The sequence below is a fragment of the Methylobacterium sp. GXF4 genome (assembly GCF_000272495.1).
In the GTDB taxonomy this organism is placed as follows: Bacteria; Pseudomonadota; Alphaproteobacteria; order Rhizobiales; family Beijerinckiaceae; genus Methylobacterium; species Methylobacterium brachiatum.
In genome coordinates, this window is the sequence record NZ_AKFK01000120.1 from 1 (window position 1) to 14006 (window position 14006).

Consider the following 14006-nt stretch of genomic DNA (forward strand, 5'->3'; position numbering starts at 1 on the left):
GGGGGGGGGCTCGCCCGTGCGGGGGAAGGGAATGATGAGGCCTCTCCGGGCAGACACGGTCCCTCACCCCCACGTCTCTCTCGCAGGAGAGGTCGCACGTTGCGCCCTACGCGGGCCGAGGTGAATACCTTTCAGCCCCCACGGGGGAGGTTCTCCCGAACCGGTCCCGCGCTGCGTGAACCCGCCGGGGCGGCTCGACTTCAGGCCCGGATCAGCTTCGAGACCACCGCCAGAAGCTGCTCCGGCTTGAACGGCTTGGTGATCCAGCCGGTGGCGCCGGCGGCTTTCGCCTGCTGCTTGATGCTGTCGTCCGACTCGGTGCTCAGGAACAGGATCGGCACGCCCGCGCAGGACGGCACCGTGCGCAGCTGCTTGATCATCTCGATGCCGTTCATCACCGGCATGTTGAGGTCGGTGATCACCAGGTTGATCGTCTCGGCCTTGGCCTTGGCGAGGCCTTCGGCGCCGTCCTCGGCCTCGATCACCGTGTGGCCGGCGGGGCCCAGCACGATCTTGATCATTTGGCGGATGCTGGGCGAATCGTCGACGGCGAGTACGGTGGCCATGAGGGGAATCCGGTGCTGAGGTCAGAGGGCTGAGGCGGAATCCGCCGCGAACGGGGCGTGCGGCGTGAAGCCGGCGCGCCGGAAGGCCGCCGCGACCGCGTCGGGCGGGTTGGTCAGGTCGAGGGTGGCGCCGCGCGCGCCGGCCGACTTGGCGGCCGTGACCACGAGCTGGACGAAGGTGATGTCGACCTTCTCGACCGCCGCGCAATCCAGCAGGAGGCCGGGCGCGCCCTTGAGCGCCGCCAGCAGGTCGGCCTGGAGGGCCTGCGCCGTCCGGAGCGTGCATTCCGGCGGCAGGGTGAGGGTGGCGGGTTCGGCCATGAGGAATCCGTTGCGGTTGAACGGCCAGACTGGCTGCAGGCGATCTCTTTAAGATTCGCGGCCGTTAAGTTTCCCTTGAGCTGACCATAGCGACCGAGCTTGTCCGAACCTTGATCCCGGGTTTCCTGTTGAAAACTGCCATGGCGTGCCAGATGTGCAAGTTTGTATTGTAAAAATTGTTCGGTGACTTCGGCGGCATGGAAATAGACTCTTGCTGGTATTCGATGGCATTTCGACCCGCAACCGCCGAAAGCATTGATATTCGAGGATCGAAATATATCCGCAATTGTCGCATGGTCTGGGTCACATAAACCGTGTGATTGAGCGCGCATATTGCCTCGGTCATAACTGTTCATTCAGATGACTGGCCTAGGCACCCGGGGTTCACAATCGTGCGTTCGAGCCTGTCCCCGGCAAGATCTGACAGAGTCCAAGGAATATCTATCGATGGCCTTCTGGGGGCGTGCGAATCTGAGGTCGGATCACGAGGATGTATCGGATTCGCTCGCGGCGCTCGACCTCGACCGGGAGGCGCCCGCCGCGCCCGCCGCGCCGGTGCCCCCGCTCGGGGCCGCGGATGTGATCCAGGCCCGGCTCGGCCTGTCCGAGGTCCAGCGCAAGACCCTCGACGCCCTGATCGACGAGCTCGGGATCATCTCGGCCGATGTCGAGACCGACGTCCACGGCCTGTCGGACCGGTTCCAGCGCATCGCCACGACCACACGCGGCCAGTCGGAGATCGTGCAGGGGCTGGTGACGGCGATCCAGTCGGTGCGGATCGACGGGACCGAGCGGCCGCTCGCCGAGGTCGCCACGGCGCTCGGCGAGATCCTCGCGATGCTCAACGACAAGATCGGCTTCATGTCGTCCCGCGGCGCGACCATGGAGGGCGCGCTGAACGGCGTGCTGGGCGAGTTGTCCTCGGTGGACGGCAGCGTCGCCGAGATCGAGAAGATCAACCGCCAGACCAACCTGCTGGCCTTGAACGCCAAGATCGAGGCCGCCCGGGCCGGGGAGGCCGGGCGGGCCTTCGCGGTGGTGGCCGACGAGGTCCGCAGCCTGGCCGGCGCGATCAACGCCCTGTCCGGGGTGATCAAGCAGCAGATCGGCTCGATCGCGGGCGGCCTGCGCAGCAGCCACGCACTCCTGCACGACATCGCCACCATCGACATGTCGGAGGAGAGCCGCAACGCCGACGCCCGGGTCCGCGTGGTGATGCAGGCCCTGGTCGAGCAGAGCTCGCGGTTCGCCGGCGTGCTGAGCCAGACCGTGCAGACCACCGAGGCGATCACCCAGGACGTCTCGGGCGCGATCGTGGCCATGCAGTTCCAGGATCTCGCCAAGCAGCGCATGCAGAATCTGCAGGGGATCCTGCGCGCCCTGCAGACCGAGCCGGGCGGCCGGGCCGAGGCGGAGCGCGACTGGGCCGAGGCGCTGATCGCCGGCTGCACCCTGGGCGAGGTCCGGGAGCGGCTGTCCCGCCGCCTGCTCGGCACCGCGGCGGCGGCGCCGGACGCGGATGATGATCCCCTGGCCGGGGTGGATCTGTTCTGATCCGGGGGTGGCCTTTGCAGAACATCGGGTGCATTCAACACAAGGTCCGGGAAAGTTATCCAATAAATTCCTGATGTTCGTTGTTATAGCGCAATGAATGAGCATTAACTAAAATATATACCGGTAAAATAGTGAGTAAGCGGAAATTTATAGCATCTTTTATAGGCTGGAACGGATCCGGAGTCTGAAAAAATCGGGGCGGAAAAACTTTTAACTCAGATCAGGTCTTCACTTTTTAACGATTTTAAGGTAGTGTCATTCCTGTGTGATGGACCGAGTCTTCGGTCGATCGGGCGTCAGCCGGCAGGATCGCGAGATCTAGCCTCGGGTCGGCGACCGGGCCGGGTGCGGAAGTGCCCCGGTTCCTCGAAAGACGGTGCAACGGGATCCGCTCGACGATGACTGATCACGATCCGCGCGCGGTATTTCTGGCCGAGGCCAACGAGCTTCTCGATCGGCTGGAGACGACGCTGCTCGACCTCGGCGACCGGCCGGACGATTCGGCGCTGATCGACACCGCGTTCCGGGCCCTGCACACGATCAAGGGATCGGGGGCGATGTTCGGCTTCGACCGGGTCGCCGCCTTCACGCACGATTTCGAGACCGCCTTCGACCTCGTCCGCCGCGGCGATGTCCCGACCAGCGCCGACCTGGTCAACGTGTCGCTCTCGGCCAAGGACTATATCCGCACGCTGATCGAGGATCCCGACGCCACCGCCCCGGTGATCGGTGAGGCGATCCTGGCCGAGCTCGAGCGCCTGATCAGCCGCGCGAAGGAGGCGCCCGAGACCGAGCCGGCGGCCGAAGGGCCGAGCCCGGATGCCGCGCCCGAGGGCTGGCGGATCGGGATCGCCTTCGCCCCGGACGTGCTGCGCAACGGCACGAACCCGCTGGCCCTGCTCGACGAGCTGCGCGAGCTCGGCCCCTGCACGGTTGTGCCGCGCGTCGCGGATCTGCCGGACCTCGCCGGCCTCGACCCGGAGAGCCTGGCGCTCGGCTGGGACGTCACGCTCCGCGGGGCCGCGAGCCGCGCGGCGATCGAGGACGTCTTCCTGTTCGTGCGCGACGACATGGTGCTGACCCTGGCGCCGCTGGACGCGCCCGAGCCCGCCCCCGAACCCGCCCTGGATCCTTCGCCGGCGCCCGTTCCGGTGCCGATGCCGGCTCCTGCCCAGGCCCCCGCCCGATCCGTTGCCACACCGGCCGTCGAGCCTGCACCCGCGCCCGCCGCGAAGCCGCCCGAGGCCGAGCGCAAGGGCCCGGCCCGCAGCACCGAGCCGCGCGGGTCCAGCACCATGCGGGTCGAGGCCGAGCGGCTCGACGAGCTGCTCGACCGGATCGGCGAGCTGGTCATCGCCCAGGCCCGGCTGAGCCAGCTCGCCGGCCTGCACGCCGATGGCGGGCTCCAGACCATCGCGGAGGAGATCGAGCGGCTCTCGGCGCAGCTGCGCGACACGACCATGAGCATCCGCATGGTGCCGATCGGCGCCCTGTTCAGCCGGTTCCGGCGCCTGGTCCACGACCTGTCGGGGGATCTCGGCAAGCCCGTCACCTTCGTCACCGACGGCGAGGAGACCGAGCTCGACAAGACCGTGATCGAGCGGCTGGCCGATCCGCTGGTGCACCTGATCCGCAACGCCATCGACCACGGCATCGAGGACCCGGCCCGGCGCAGCGCCGCCGGCAAGAACGCCACCGGGCGCATCACGCTCTCCGCCGAGCATGTCGGCGCCCAGGTCCTCGTGACCGTGCGCGACGACGGCGCCGGGCTCGACGTGACGCGCATCCGGGCCAAGGCCGAGGAGCGCGGGCTCGTCGCGCCCGGCACCCCGCTCACCGACCAGCAGGTCTACCAGTTCCTGTTCGCGCCGGGCTTCTCGACAGCGCAGCAGATCTCCGCGCTCTCGGGCCGCGGCGTCGGCATGGACGTGGTCAAGAAGACCATCGAGGGCCTGCGCGGCTCGATCGACATCACCACCGAGCCGGGGGCGGGCACCGCCATCGTGCTGCGCCTGCCGCTGACGCTGGCGATCATCGAGGGCCTGCTGATCCGGGTCGGGGAGGGGCGCTACGTGCTGCCGCTCTCGGCCGTGGAGGAATGCGTCGAGCTGCCCGAGAGCGGGCGCGGCGAGCGCGGCCGGGACTTCCTTAACATCCGCGGCGACCTCGTGCCGTTCCTGCGCCTACGCAGCCTGTTCGAGGCGGCCGGCGAGCCGGACCCCTACCAGAAGGTGATCATCGTGTCGGTGGGCGAGACCCGGTTCGGGCTCGTGGCCGACCAGATCCTCGGCAACCACCAGACGGTGATCAAGTCGCTGTCGAAGCTGCACGCCGACGTCACGACCTTCTCGGGCGCCACGATCCTCGGTGACGGCACCGCGGCGCTCATCATCGACCCGGCCCAGCTGATGGCCGGCGGGCAGATCGGCGCCGCCGCGGACGGGCTGCGCGAATTCCGTGAGGTGGCGTGATGACCGATTTCGTCGAGGCCATCGAGCAGGGCCACGCCCTCCAGGCCGTGATGATGCGCATCGGCACCGAGACCTTCGCGCTCGGGGCCGGGATGGTGCGCGAGATCATCGACCCGATCCCGACCACCCGGGTCGCCGGGGCGCGGCCGCATCTCGGCCACGTGGTCAACGTGCGCGGCAACGTCGTGCCGCTGGCCGATATCCGCGAGCGCTTCGGCATGCCGATCACCGCGGCGACCCCGGATACCCGCTTCGTGGTGATCGAGCTCGAACTCGACGGCGACCCGACCCTGGTCGCGCTGGTGGCCGACAAGGTGTTCGAGGTGACCGCGGTCGCCCTGGAGAGCCGCCAGCCGGCGCCGAAGATCGGCACGTCATGGCGGCCTGAATACATTCGCTCCATTGTGAAATCTGGCGAAGATTTTGTCATTATTCCGGACATGCCAGCAATTTTAAATTAATTTTAGGAGTCGAGAATATGCGGATTTCAATCAAGGCCAAGCTGGCCGCCGGGTTCGGCGCGATGCTCGTGCTCGCCGGTCTGGCCGGCGGCGTCGGCTATCGGGGCCTGATGGAATCCGACAGGAGCCTAGCGTTCCTCCGCGACCGCGCGGCGACGCAAGCCCAGATGCTGGAGGCCAAGGCCAACGCCATCCGCAGCACCGCCAACCTCCGCACGGCGGTGATCACCGTGAACGACGCCCAGATCGCCGATTCCCTCAAGCGGGCCCTCGACATGCGCAAGCGCGCCCAGGAAGCCATCGCCAAGATCAAGGCCAGCCCCTCGACCGGGGAGGCCGGCCAGCTCGTCCAGGACCTCGACCAGAAATACGAGACGCAGGTTGCCCTGGGCAACAAGATCGTCGAGCTGGCCAAGATGAACGCCAACGCCCGGGCCTGGTCCGAGATTGCCGGCGTGGGGCGCCCGGCCATCGCCGTCCTGCGCACGGAGCTGGGGGCGCTCACAGCCAAGGCCGACAGGAACGCCATCGATCTGATGAAGGCGGTGATGGCGTTCCAGATCCCCCTCGAACGGGCCTGGGGCCGGCTTCAGGCCGCCACCGGCGCGGTCAGCGTTGCCGGGCTCGAGGAGCACGTGACCGCGACCAAGCACATGCGCGATGAGATCGCCCGCGGCCTTGAGAACCTGCTCCGGGTCGGCGCTGCCGCGAAGGTCCCCACCGAGGCGGTCCGGCAGAGCTTCGAGACCTGGTTCGCCTCGTTCCAGAAGGCCCTTGCCACGATCGAGCCGGGCGCGCCCATCCGCGCGATCGAGCTCGTCGCAGGCGAGTACAGCGTCGCGTCCGTGGCGACCAACAAGGCCTTCGACCTCCTGACCGATTACCAGGGCCGCCAGATGGCGGAGGCGGTCGAGCGCTCGAAGACGGCGTCGCAGGACAGCCAGACGCTGATGCTCGCGACCTTGGCGGGCGCGCTGCTCCTCGGCCTCGGCATCGCCGGCTGGCTCGCGGTCTCGATCTCCCGGGGACTGGCCCGGGCCGTTTCGCTCGCCGAAGCCGTCTCGGCCGGTGACCTGGACCAAAAGATCGCCGTGACCTCGAACGACGAGGTCGGCGATCTGGTGACCGCCATGAACCGGATGACCGACAACCTGAGGGAGACCGCCGCCCTCGCCAACGCGATCGCGGGGGGCGACCTGACCGTCGAGGCCAAGCCGCTGTCCGACAAGGACACGATGGGTCTCGCCCTTCAGACGATGCTGAGCCGGCTCCGGGCCGTGGTGACGGAGGCGAACGCGGCGGCCGGCAACGTCTCGGCGGGCTCGCAGGAGCTGTCCTCCTCGGCCGAACAGCTGTCGCAGGGCTCCACCGAGCAGGCGGCCTCCACGGAAGAGGCTTCCGCCTCGGTCGAGGAGATGGCCGCCAACGTGAAGCAGAACGCCGAGAATGCCAGCCAGACCGAGGCGATCGCCCGGCAGTCCGCCCAGGATGCCGAGGCCAGCGGCGCCGCGGTGGGACGGGCGGTGGACGCGATGCAGACCATCGCCCAGAAGATCACCATCGTGCAGGAGATCGCCCGGCAGACCGACCTGCTGGCGCTGAACGCCGCCGTCGAGGCGGCGCGGGCCGGCGAGCACGGCCGCGGCTTCGCGGTGGTCGCCTCGGAGGTGCGCAAGCTCGCCGAGCGCAGCCAGGCGGCGGCGGCCGAGATCGGCACGCTGTCCTCCGACACGGTCAAGGCGGCCCAGCAGGCCGGCGAGATGCTCGGGCGGCTGGTGCCCGACATTCGCAAGACCGCGCTTCTGGTGGAGGAGATCTCGGCCGCCTGCCGGGAGCAGGATGTCGGCTCGGCGCAGATCAACCTGGCGATCCAGCAGCTCGACAAGGTGACCCAGCAGAACGCCAGCGCGTCCCAGCAGGTCTCGGCCACCTCCGAGGAGCTGGCCACCCAGGCCGAGCGGCTCCAGGCCACCATCGCGTATTTCCGCCTCGACGAGACGGAGTCGCGCATCGACGTGGCAGCGACGCAGCTGCGGGCGACGGCGGCCCGGATGGGCGCCCCGGCCAAGGCGAGCGTCAGGCCCGCCGACAAGACCCGCGCCGGCCGCCGCACCCTGGCCGGCGGTGGCGGCGGCTTCGCCCTCGACATGGGTGAGGGCGATTCCCGCGACGCCGACTTCATCCGCGCCGCCTGAGCGGCCCCGCACCGCGCGGGCTCTCCCCGCGCGGTGTCTCTCCCTGAAATCACCGATTCCTATGCTGCCGCGGCGATGGCCCGTGCCCCCCGGTTCGGGCGGGACGCGACCGGCAGCCGGCCCAGCCGGAGACCAGCATGTCCAGCGTGTGGCAATACCTGACCCTCGGCCTCGATCGCGAGATCTTCGGGATCGACATCGAATCCGTGCATGAGATCCTGGATTACCGCCCGCCCGCGGCCCTGCCGCACGCGCCGCCGTTCCTGGTCGGCATGATCGACGTGCGCGGCCAGAGCTACCCGGTGGTCGACCTGCGCACCAAGCTCGGGCTGCCGGCGATTCCGGTGACCCCGGCGACCCGGATCATCCTGCTCAACATCGCCATGGGCGAGCGGGCGATGCGGGTCGGCTTCGTGGCCGACCGGGTCATCGAGGTGACCGAGCTCGACAGCGCCGAGCTGGAGCCCGCCCCCGATGTCGGGGGCCGCTGGCGCTCGACCTACATCGCCGGCATCGGCCGCAAGGGCGAGGCCTTCGTGGTGGTGTTCGATCTGCAGGCGCTGATGGCGGGCGACGACCCCGCCCTTCTGATGCCGTCGCTCGCGGCCTGATCGCCGCGCAAGGACCGATTTCATGCCGCGCCTCAAAGACCGCCATTTCGAGACGGTCGCCTACCTGATCCAGGAACGCGTCGGGATCCAGATCCCGCCGGCCAAGCGCACCATGGTGGAGGGACGGCTGCGCAAGCGCATGCGCGCGCTCGAGATCGAGACGCTGACGGAATACGGCCGGCACGTCTTCGAGGAGGGTCACCTCGCCGAGGAATTCGTCCACATCATCGATTGCGTCACCACCAACAAGACCGACTTCTTCCGCGAACCGGCGCATTTCGACCAGCTCCGGGACGAGCTGATCCCGATGCTGCGCCGGAACGGCATCACCCAGGCGCGGCTCAAGCTGTGGAGCGCCGCCGCCTCGACGGGGGCGGAGGCCTACACGCTCGCGATGGTGCTGCACGACATGGCGATGGCCGGGCACGCGCTCGACTACGCGATCCTCGGCACCGACGTCTCCACGGAGGTCCTGCGGGTCGCCGCGGACGGCATCTACCCGGAGGACGTGCTGCAGGCGGTGCCGCAGCATTTCCGCCGACGCTACGTGATGCAGGCCCGCAACCCGGCCTGGAAGGTCGGGCGGATCGTCCCGGAGCTGCGCGCCCGGGTGCGCTTCAAGCACCTGAACCTGATGAATGCCCAGTATCCGGTCGATCGCGACGTGGACATCATCTTCTGTCGCAACGTCCTGATCTATTTCGACAAGGACACCCAGCGGGCGGTCCTGTCCCGGCTCGCCACGCATCTGCGGCCCGGTGGCTTCCTGGTGGTCGGCCATTCGGAATCGATGGCCGGGGCCGGGGTGCCGGGCCTGGCGCAGGTCTCCTCGACGATCTTCACCCGGGTCGAGGGCGCCATCGGATGACGCGCAAGCCGCCGATCCGCGTGCTGATCGTGGACGATTCCGCCTCGGTCCGGCAGACCCTGGTGGGCATCCTGGACGCGGCCCCCGACATCACCGTGCTCGGCACGGCGGCCGATCCGTTCATCGCGGCCCGGCGCATCCACGAGGAGGTGCCGGACGTCATCATCCTCGACCTCGAGATGCCCCGGATGGACGGGCTGACCTTCCTGCGCAAGATCATGGCGCAGCGGCCGATCCCGGTGATCATCTGCTCGACGCTCACCGACCAGGGCTCCCGGAGCCTGTTCGAGGTGCTGGAGGCGGGGGCGGTGGACGTCCTGCCCAAGCCCCGGGTGGATACCCGCCAGTTCCTGATGGAATCCTCCGTCCGGGTCTGCGACGCCGTGCGGGCCGCGGCCGGGGCGAAGCTGCGCCCGAGCCGGCCGCCGCTCCGGGCGGTCGAGGCGAAGCTCACCGCCGACGCCGTGCTGCCGCCCACGACCCGCATCCGCAGCGTGGCCGGGACCGACCCGATCGTCTGCATCGGCGCCTCCACGGGCGGGACCGAATCCCTGCGGGACGTGCTGGAGGTGCTGCCGGTCGATTGCCCGGGCCTGGTCATCGTCCAGCACATGCCCGAATACTTCACCGCCGCCTTCGCCCGGCGGCTGGACGGGCTCTGCGCCATCGCGGTCAAGGAGGCCGAGGACGGCGATGCGGTCGCCCCCGGTCGGGCCCTGATCGCTCCGGGCGGGCGTCACCTGCTGCTCCAGCGCAGCGGCAACCACTACACCGTGGCGGTGAAGGACGGCCCGCTGGTCTCGCGCCACCGCCCCTCCGTGGACGTGCTGTTCCGCGCCGCCGCGCAATGCGCCGGCGCCAACGCGCTCGGCATCCTGATGACCGGCATGGGCGACGACGGCGCCAACGGCCTCCTGGAGATGCGCCGGGCCGGCGCGCTCACGGTGGCGCAGGACGAGGAGAGCTGCGTGGTGTTCGGCATGCCCAAGGAGGCGATCGAGCGCGGCGCCGCCGCCAAGGTCCTGCCGCTCGACCGGCTCCCCCACGAGATCATCCGCTTCGGCCTCGCCCCGGTGCTGCGCCAGCCGGCGTGAGGCGGGGATCCGCCGCGATCCCCGTCAGGCGCCGCGCAGCAGGGCGCCGAGCGCCTCGGTGAGGCGATCGGCGACCCGGCGGATCCGGGCGTTGCCGCGCACCTCCTCGTGCAGGACCAGCCAGACCGGAAGCGGCGCAAGGGTCAGGCCGATCTCCGCCCGCTCCAGCTCGGGGTGGCGCCCCGCCAGCAGCACCTGCGCGAAGCCGAGGCCGGCCCCGGCCAGCATCAGGTTCCAGTAGACCATCTGGTCGTCGCAGCGGATCGGGAAATCCGTGCGCGCCGCCCGGAGACCGTGGGCGGCATAGGCCCGCAGCAGCGCGTCGCTGCGATCGAAACCGAGGACGTCGTGCTCGGCCAGGTCGGCCACGGTGCGGGGCCGGCCGCGGCGCGCGAAATAGCTTCGTGCGCCGAACAGCCCGAGCGGCGCCTCCCCGAGCCTGCGGGCGATCAGTGCGTTCTGGGTCGGGTCGAACATGCGGATCGCGATGTCGGCATCCCGGCGCAGCAGGTTCTGGGGCTGATCCGAGGCGACGAGCTCGATCTCGATGCGCGGCTCGTCCGCCCGCAAGGCCGCCAGGATCGGTGGCAGCAGCAGGTTGGCGACGATCACCGAGGCGGTGATGCGCACGGTCCCGCTCAGGCCCTGCGCCCGCCCTTGCGCCTTGCGCGCCAGGGCATCGGCGGCCTCGCCCATGGCGCGCGCGTCGTCGATCAGGCCCAGGGCCGCCTCGGTCGGTTCGAGCCCCCGCGCCGTGCGGGTGAACAGGGTGACGCCGAGCGCCGTCTCCAGCGCGCGGATATGGCGGCTCAAGGTCGGCTGGGTCGCGCCGGTGCGGGTGGCGGCCGCCGACAGGGAGCGCATCTCGACCACGGCCAGGAAGGAGCGCAGCAGGGTCCAGTCCGGGGTATTCATTTGTGAGGGAATAGCATGCGGAAATCCGGTCTCGCCATGCAGCGATGAATGGGTGAGTCTCACGGCATCCCCTCAGGAGGACACGCGATGACCGGAACGGTAACGGGGGCGCCGCGGCAGCTGCTGCGCCTCGAAGGCCTGCTCGTCCTCGTCGCCGCATCGGTGACGTATGGCCGTCTGGAGACGGGCTGGTGGCCCTTCGCGCTGCTGTTCTTCGCCCCCGACCTGACCCTGCTCGGCTACGGCGCCGGGCGTGCGGCCGGGGCGGCCCTCTACAATGCCGGCCACTGGTACGGTCTGCCCGCGGCCTGTCTGGCTTGGGGCGTGCTCGCACAGGCGCCGGAGATCCTGGCGGCGGGCCTGATCTGGGCCGCCCATATCGGCTTCGACCGCGCCCTCGGCTACGGCCTCAAATACCGGGCCGGCTTCGGCATGACCCATCTCGGGGCGATCGGCACCGGCGACCGCGCCGCTCCGTCTCAATCACAGGCGCGCGCGTCCCAAGTTTCGCGCGCCCGTTGACTTTGGTCGGGCGCGATCCTTCCTGCACATCTCCGATTACACCCAGGCCTGTGCCGAGGGGCGGGTCGTTTCATCGATGTCCTGGGCGAAGAGATTCCACACGATGCTGGCGACGATGCTTCTCAGCCGCTGGTCGATCGTCGCGTTCAACGTCGTGATCCTGATGCCGCTGACCCTGGCCCTCTACGAGGTCGCATCGTTGCTGTGGGGGGCGGGCTTGGGGCACCACGAATCGATCCAGGAGGCCGGGCACATCATCGAGGGGATGGGCGTGATCCTGATCGGTTGGGGTGTCGTCCTGGAGGAGCGGGCGGGCGTCAGCCATCTGCTGGGCGGCCTGCCGACGGAAGAGCCGGACTACGAGGCCGCCCTCGACACGCTCTGCCATCATGTCGGCCTCGCCCTGCTGGTGCTGGGCCTGATGGCCGAGATCTTCGTCCAATGCGTCGAGGTGCCGGACCACATCATCCACACGGACGGGATCGAGCGCGTGGTCCTGACCGGCAGCGCCGGCTTCCTGGCGCTGGGGCTCGCGACCCTGGTCCGGCACGTGATCGGCCTGGCGCTCTTCCGCGGACCCGGCCGGATCCCGACCGTCGCGGCGGCGCCGGGCGCCGGCGGGCCTTAGCGTCCGGTCCTGAACGGCGGCTGCCGGCATTCGGAAGGCGGGGTGCGGCGGCCGCAGGGGATCGCGCCCGGCCTCTGCCGTGGAGCAGGGCGGCCGGTTTCCGGCCGCGCCCGCCCGGAGGCTGGTCACGCCCGTCGGCGGTGAGCCGACAGCGTGTCGTTGGCGATGGTGGCGGGCGCCTCGGGCGGCGTGCCCAGGACCGGCTTGTGCGTCGCGGCTGAACGCCGGCTCCGCAGGGCGGCGAGCAGGAGTCCGGCGAACACCGCCGCGCTGCCGGCCCCGAACGGGGCCAGGAGCAGCGCACCGAGGCCGAGCCAGGGCCACGCGCACACAGATGTCAGGATGCCACCTGCCAGGGTCGCCAGCACCAGAACGAACACTTCGCCCCCGTATTCCCGTTCGATCGCGTTGCCGACGCGCGGCTGCCTCTGGTTAGCGCTCCGAACACAGCCCAAGCAAGCCCGGTTTTTTTGCGGGACTCCCCACGAAGACCGCCGAATCCATGCGCAATACGCAGGACGATTTCGGATTCCGGGCCGAGCTTTGCAGTTTGCCTGGAGAGTCGGCCGCTTCATCTCGGCGGGGCCGGACGGCAGGCCCGCGCACTGCTGCCGGGGTCTTCGCCGAGCCGCCGGGCCGCAACCGCGATGAGCCTTAATCCTAACCTGAAATAGCGCGTGACGGCCCCGCTTGGGTTGTGCTTGATGCCAATCAACACAACCTTGAGGTGGCACCGTGAGACCGATCCCGATCGTGGCCGTCCTGCTGCCGACGGCCGGCGGTGCCGCCGCCCGAGCGGGTGGCGACGGCCCGGGTGGCGCCGTCCCGGGCGGTGCGAGCCATGCGTTGGCGGACGGTACCGCGGCGCGCGCGACCTCCCGGGCGCCGGGCCAGGCGATCAGCCCGAACGGCGCCGCGCGTGACAATTTCGGCACATGCGGTGCCGCCCGGTGATGGGTCCCACCTGCAGGGGCCTTGCCCGGCTCGCGCTCGCCGGGGCCGTGCTCCTCGGCCTCGCCGGTGGAGCCTCAGCCCGGGACTACCGCGAGCCCGACGAATCGACCCTCGACCGGCACGGCCATTATCGCAGCCATGACGGCTCCGAGGTCCACCGCCCGGCCAAGACCCGCGACGGCGCCAAGCCGGCCGGGGCCAGGGCCAAGTGCCGGGACGACACCTGGAGCTTCAGCCACACCCGCCGCGGCACCTGCTCCGGCCATGGCGGCGTGGCCCATTGGGAGGGGTGAGGCATTGCACGCGCGGAAGAGATCCGCCTAAAATCCAAGGATAGGAATTTATAGGTTGACACCGGCGCGCTGCTCGGGTACATACCAGGCACGGTCGATACGTATGCGGAGCGGCGGCGATGCGGTCTCTCGATCCACTCCCGCCGGAGCAGCGCGCCGCGGTCGAGCAGCTCCTGCGCGAGACCGAGCTGTCGGTCGCCGCGATCAGCGCCCGCACCGGCGTCAAGCCGGCCACGATCCTCAGCTGGAACGCCCGGTCCGGCTGGCTGCGGCCGCGCCGCCGGCGGCATGACATCGCCGCGCGCTGGCCGGAGACCCGCCGGGCGGCCCTCGCGCGGCTCCTGAGCGACACGCGGAACGATCCCGGCGACGTGGCCGAGGCTGCGGGCGTCGGGCGCGCCGCCGCCGACCGGCTCCTGGCCGGCTGCGGCGTCGCCCGTCTCGAACCGGATGTGGGGGCCGAGCCCGGCCGTCTCGATCCGGAGGCGGCGGCGGACCCGCCGACCCTTCGGGCGCATCTGCGCACCCATATCGCCCGGCAGATCGGAAGAGC

General features: G+C 69.9%; 15 protein-coding genes and 1 pseudogene. 12 read left to right on the plus strand and 4 right to left on the minus strand.

From position 1 onward, the window contains the following. Nucleotides 1-200: 200 nt before the first annotated feature. Both WYO_RS28685 and WYO_RS28690 read right to left on the minus strand, forming a co-directional pair. Nucleotides 201-566 carry a response regulator gene (locus WYO_RS28685; RefSeq protein WP_007569462.1) on the minus strand — a complete coding sequence of 122 codons (366 nt, stop codon included), beginning with the start codon at nucleotides 564-566 and terminating at the stop codon, nucleotides 201-203. Nucleotides 567-587: 21 nt separating this feature from the next. After that, nucleotides 588-887 carry an STAS domain-containing protein gene (locus tag WYO_RS28690; protein WP_007569464.1) on the minus strand — a complete coding sequence of 100 codons (300 nt, stop codon included), beginning with the start codon at nucleotides 885-887 and terminating at the stop codon, nucleotides 588-590. Between the two features lie 447 nt (nucleotides 888-1334). On the opposite strand from WYO_RS28690, the gene WYO_RS32445 reads away from it, so the two are divergent. From WYO_RS32445 to WYO_RS28725, 7 genes are all read left to right on the plus strand, one after another. Beyond that, on the plus strand, nucleotides 1335-2441 hold the full coding sequence (locus WYO_RS32445) for a methyl-accepting chemotaxis protein (RefSeq protein WP_007569465.1): 1107 nt from the start codon (nucleotides 1335-1337) through the stop codon (nucleotides 2439-2441). A 398-nt stretch (nucleotides 2442-2839) separates the two neighbouring features. Further along, nucleotides 2840-4912 (plus strand): chemotaxis protein CheA, encoded by a 2073-nt coding sequence (locus WYO_RS28700; RefSeq protein ID WP_007569467.1) that lies wholly within the window; start codon nucleotides 2840-2842, stop codon nucleotides 4910-4912. Then, entirely contained in the window at nucleotides 4912-5373 is a 462-nt protein-coding gene (locus tag WYO_RS28705) for a chemotaxis protein CheW (protein WP_007569469.1), read from the plus strand. Before WYO_RS28700 ends, WYO_RS28705 begins: the two co-directional genes overlap by 1 nt. 17 nt (nucleotides 5374-5390) lie before the next feature. Then, nucleotides 5391-7568, plus strand: coding sequence for a methyl-accepting chemotaxis protein (locus WYO_RS28710; RefSeq protein ID WP_007569470.1), 2178 nt, complete (start codon nucleotides 5391-5393; stop codon nucleotides 7566-7568). A gap of 137 nt (nucleotides 7569-7705) precedes the next feature. Next, on the plus strand, nucleotides 7706-8179 hold the full coding sequence (locus WYO_RS28715) for a chemotaxis protein CheW (RefSeq protein WP_007569473.1): 474 nt from the start codon (nucleotides 7706-7708) through the stop codon (nucleotides 8177-8179). Between the two features lie 22 nt (nucleotides 8180-8201). Then, complete coding sequence (locus WYO_RS28720; protein ID WP_007569474.1) at nucleotides 8202-9047, plus strand: CheR family methyltransferase; 846 nt, start codon at nucleotides 8202-8204, stop codon at nucleotides 9045-9047. Next, nucleotides 9044-10141, plus strand: a complete 1098-nt coding sequence (locus WYO_RS28725; RefSeq protein ID WP_007569475.1) for a chemotaxis response regulator protein-glutamate methylesterase — start codon at nucleotides 9044-9046, stop codon at nucleotides 10139-10141. The genes WYO_RS28720 and WYO_RS28725 overlap by 4 nt, the downstream gene beginning before the upstream one ends. Before the next feature lie 24 nt (nucleotides 10142-10165). Here WYO_RS28725 and WYO_RS28730 read toward each other — a convergent pair whose 3' ends face one another. Beyond that, nucleotides 10166-11056, minus strand: coding sequence for a LysR family transcriptional regulator (locus WYO_RS28730; protein WP_039904693.1), 891 nt, complete (start codon nucleotides 11054-11056; stop codon nucleotides 10166-10168). Between the two features lie 87 nt (nucleotides 11057-11143). Between WYO_RS28730 and WYO_RS28735 the strand changes: the two genes are divergently transcribed. Beyond that, nucleotides 11144-11578 carry a DUF4260 family protein gene (locus WYO_RS28735; protein ID WP_007569477.1) on the plus strand — a complete coding sequence of 145 codons (435 nt, stop codon included), beginning with the start codon at nucleotides 11144-11146 and terminating at the stop codon, nucleotides 11576-11578. 103 nt (nucleotides 11579-11681) lie between these two features. Then, the gene (locus WYO_RS28740) at nucleotides 11682-12206 is read left to right on the plus strand and encodes a hypothetical protein (protein WP_007569478.1); all 525 of its coding nucleotides are present in this window, start codon (nucleotides 11682-11684) and stop codon (nucleotides 12204-12206) included. 125 nt (nucleotides 12207-12331) lie between these two features. Here the strand turns inward: WYO_RS28740 and WYO_RS28745 are convergent, their stop codons facing one another. Continuing rightward, on the minus strand, nucleotides 12332-12586 hold the full coding sequence (locus WYO_RS28745) for a hypothetical protein (RefSeq protein WP_007569479.1): 255 nt from the start codon (nucleotides 12584-12586) through the stop codon (nucleotides 12332-12334). Between the two features lie 355 nt (nucleotides 12587-12941). Between WYO_RS28745 and WYO_RS31895 the strand changes: the two genes are divergently transcribed. The 3 genes and pseudogenes from WYO_RS31895 to WYO_RS28760 all read left to right on the plus strand — a co-directional run. Beyond that, the gene (locus WYO_RS31895) at nucleotides 12942-13160 is read left to right on the plus strand and encodes a hypothetical protein (RefSeq protein WP_007569480.1); all 219 of its coding nucleotides are present in this window, start codon (nucleotides 12942-12944) and stop codon (nucleotides 13158-13160) included. Next, nucleotides 13160-13453 carry a DUF3761 domain-containing protein gene (locus WYO_RS28755; protein WP_007569481.1) on the plus strand — a complete coding sequence of 98 codons (294 nt, stop codon included), beginning with the start codon at nucleotides 13160-13162 and terminating at the stop codon, nucleotides 13451-13453. The genes WYO_RS31895 and WYO_RS28755 overlap by 1 nt, the downstream gene beginning before the upstream one ends. 119 nt (nucleotides 13454-13572) lie before the next feature. Next, a pseudogene (locus tag WYO_RS28760) lies at nucleotides 13573-14006 on the plus strand (hypothetical protein); the annotation flags it as partial.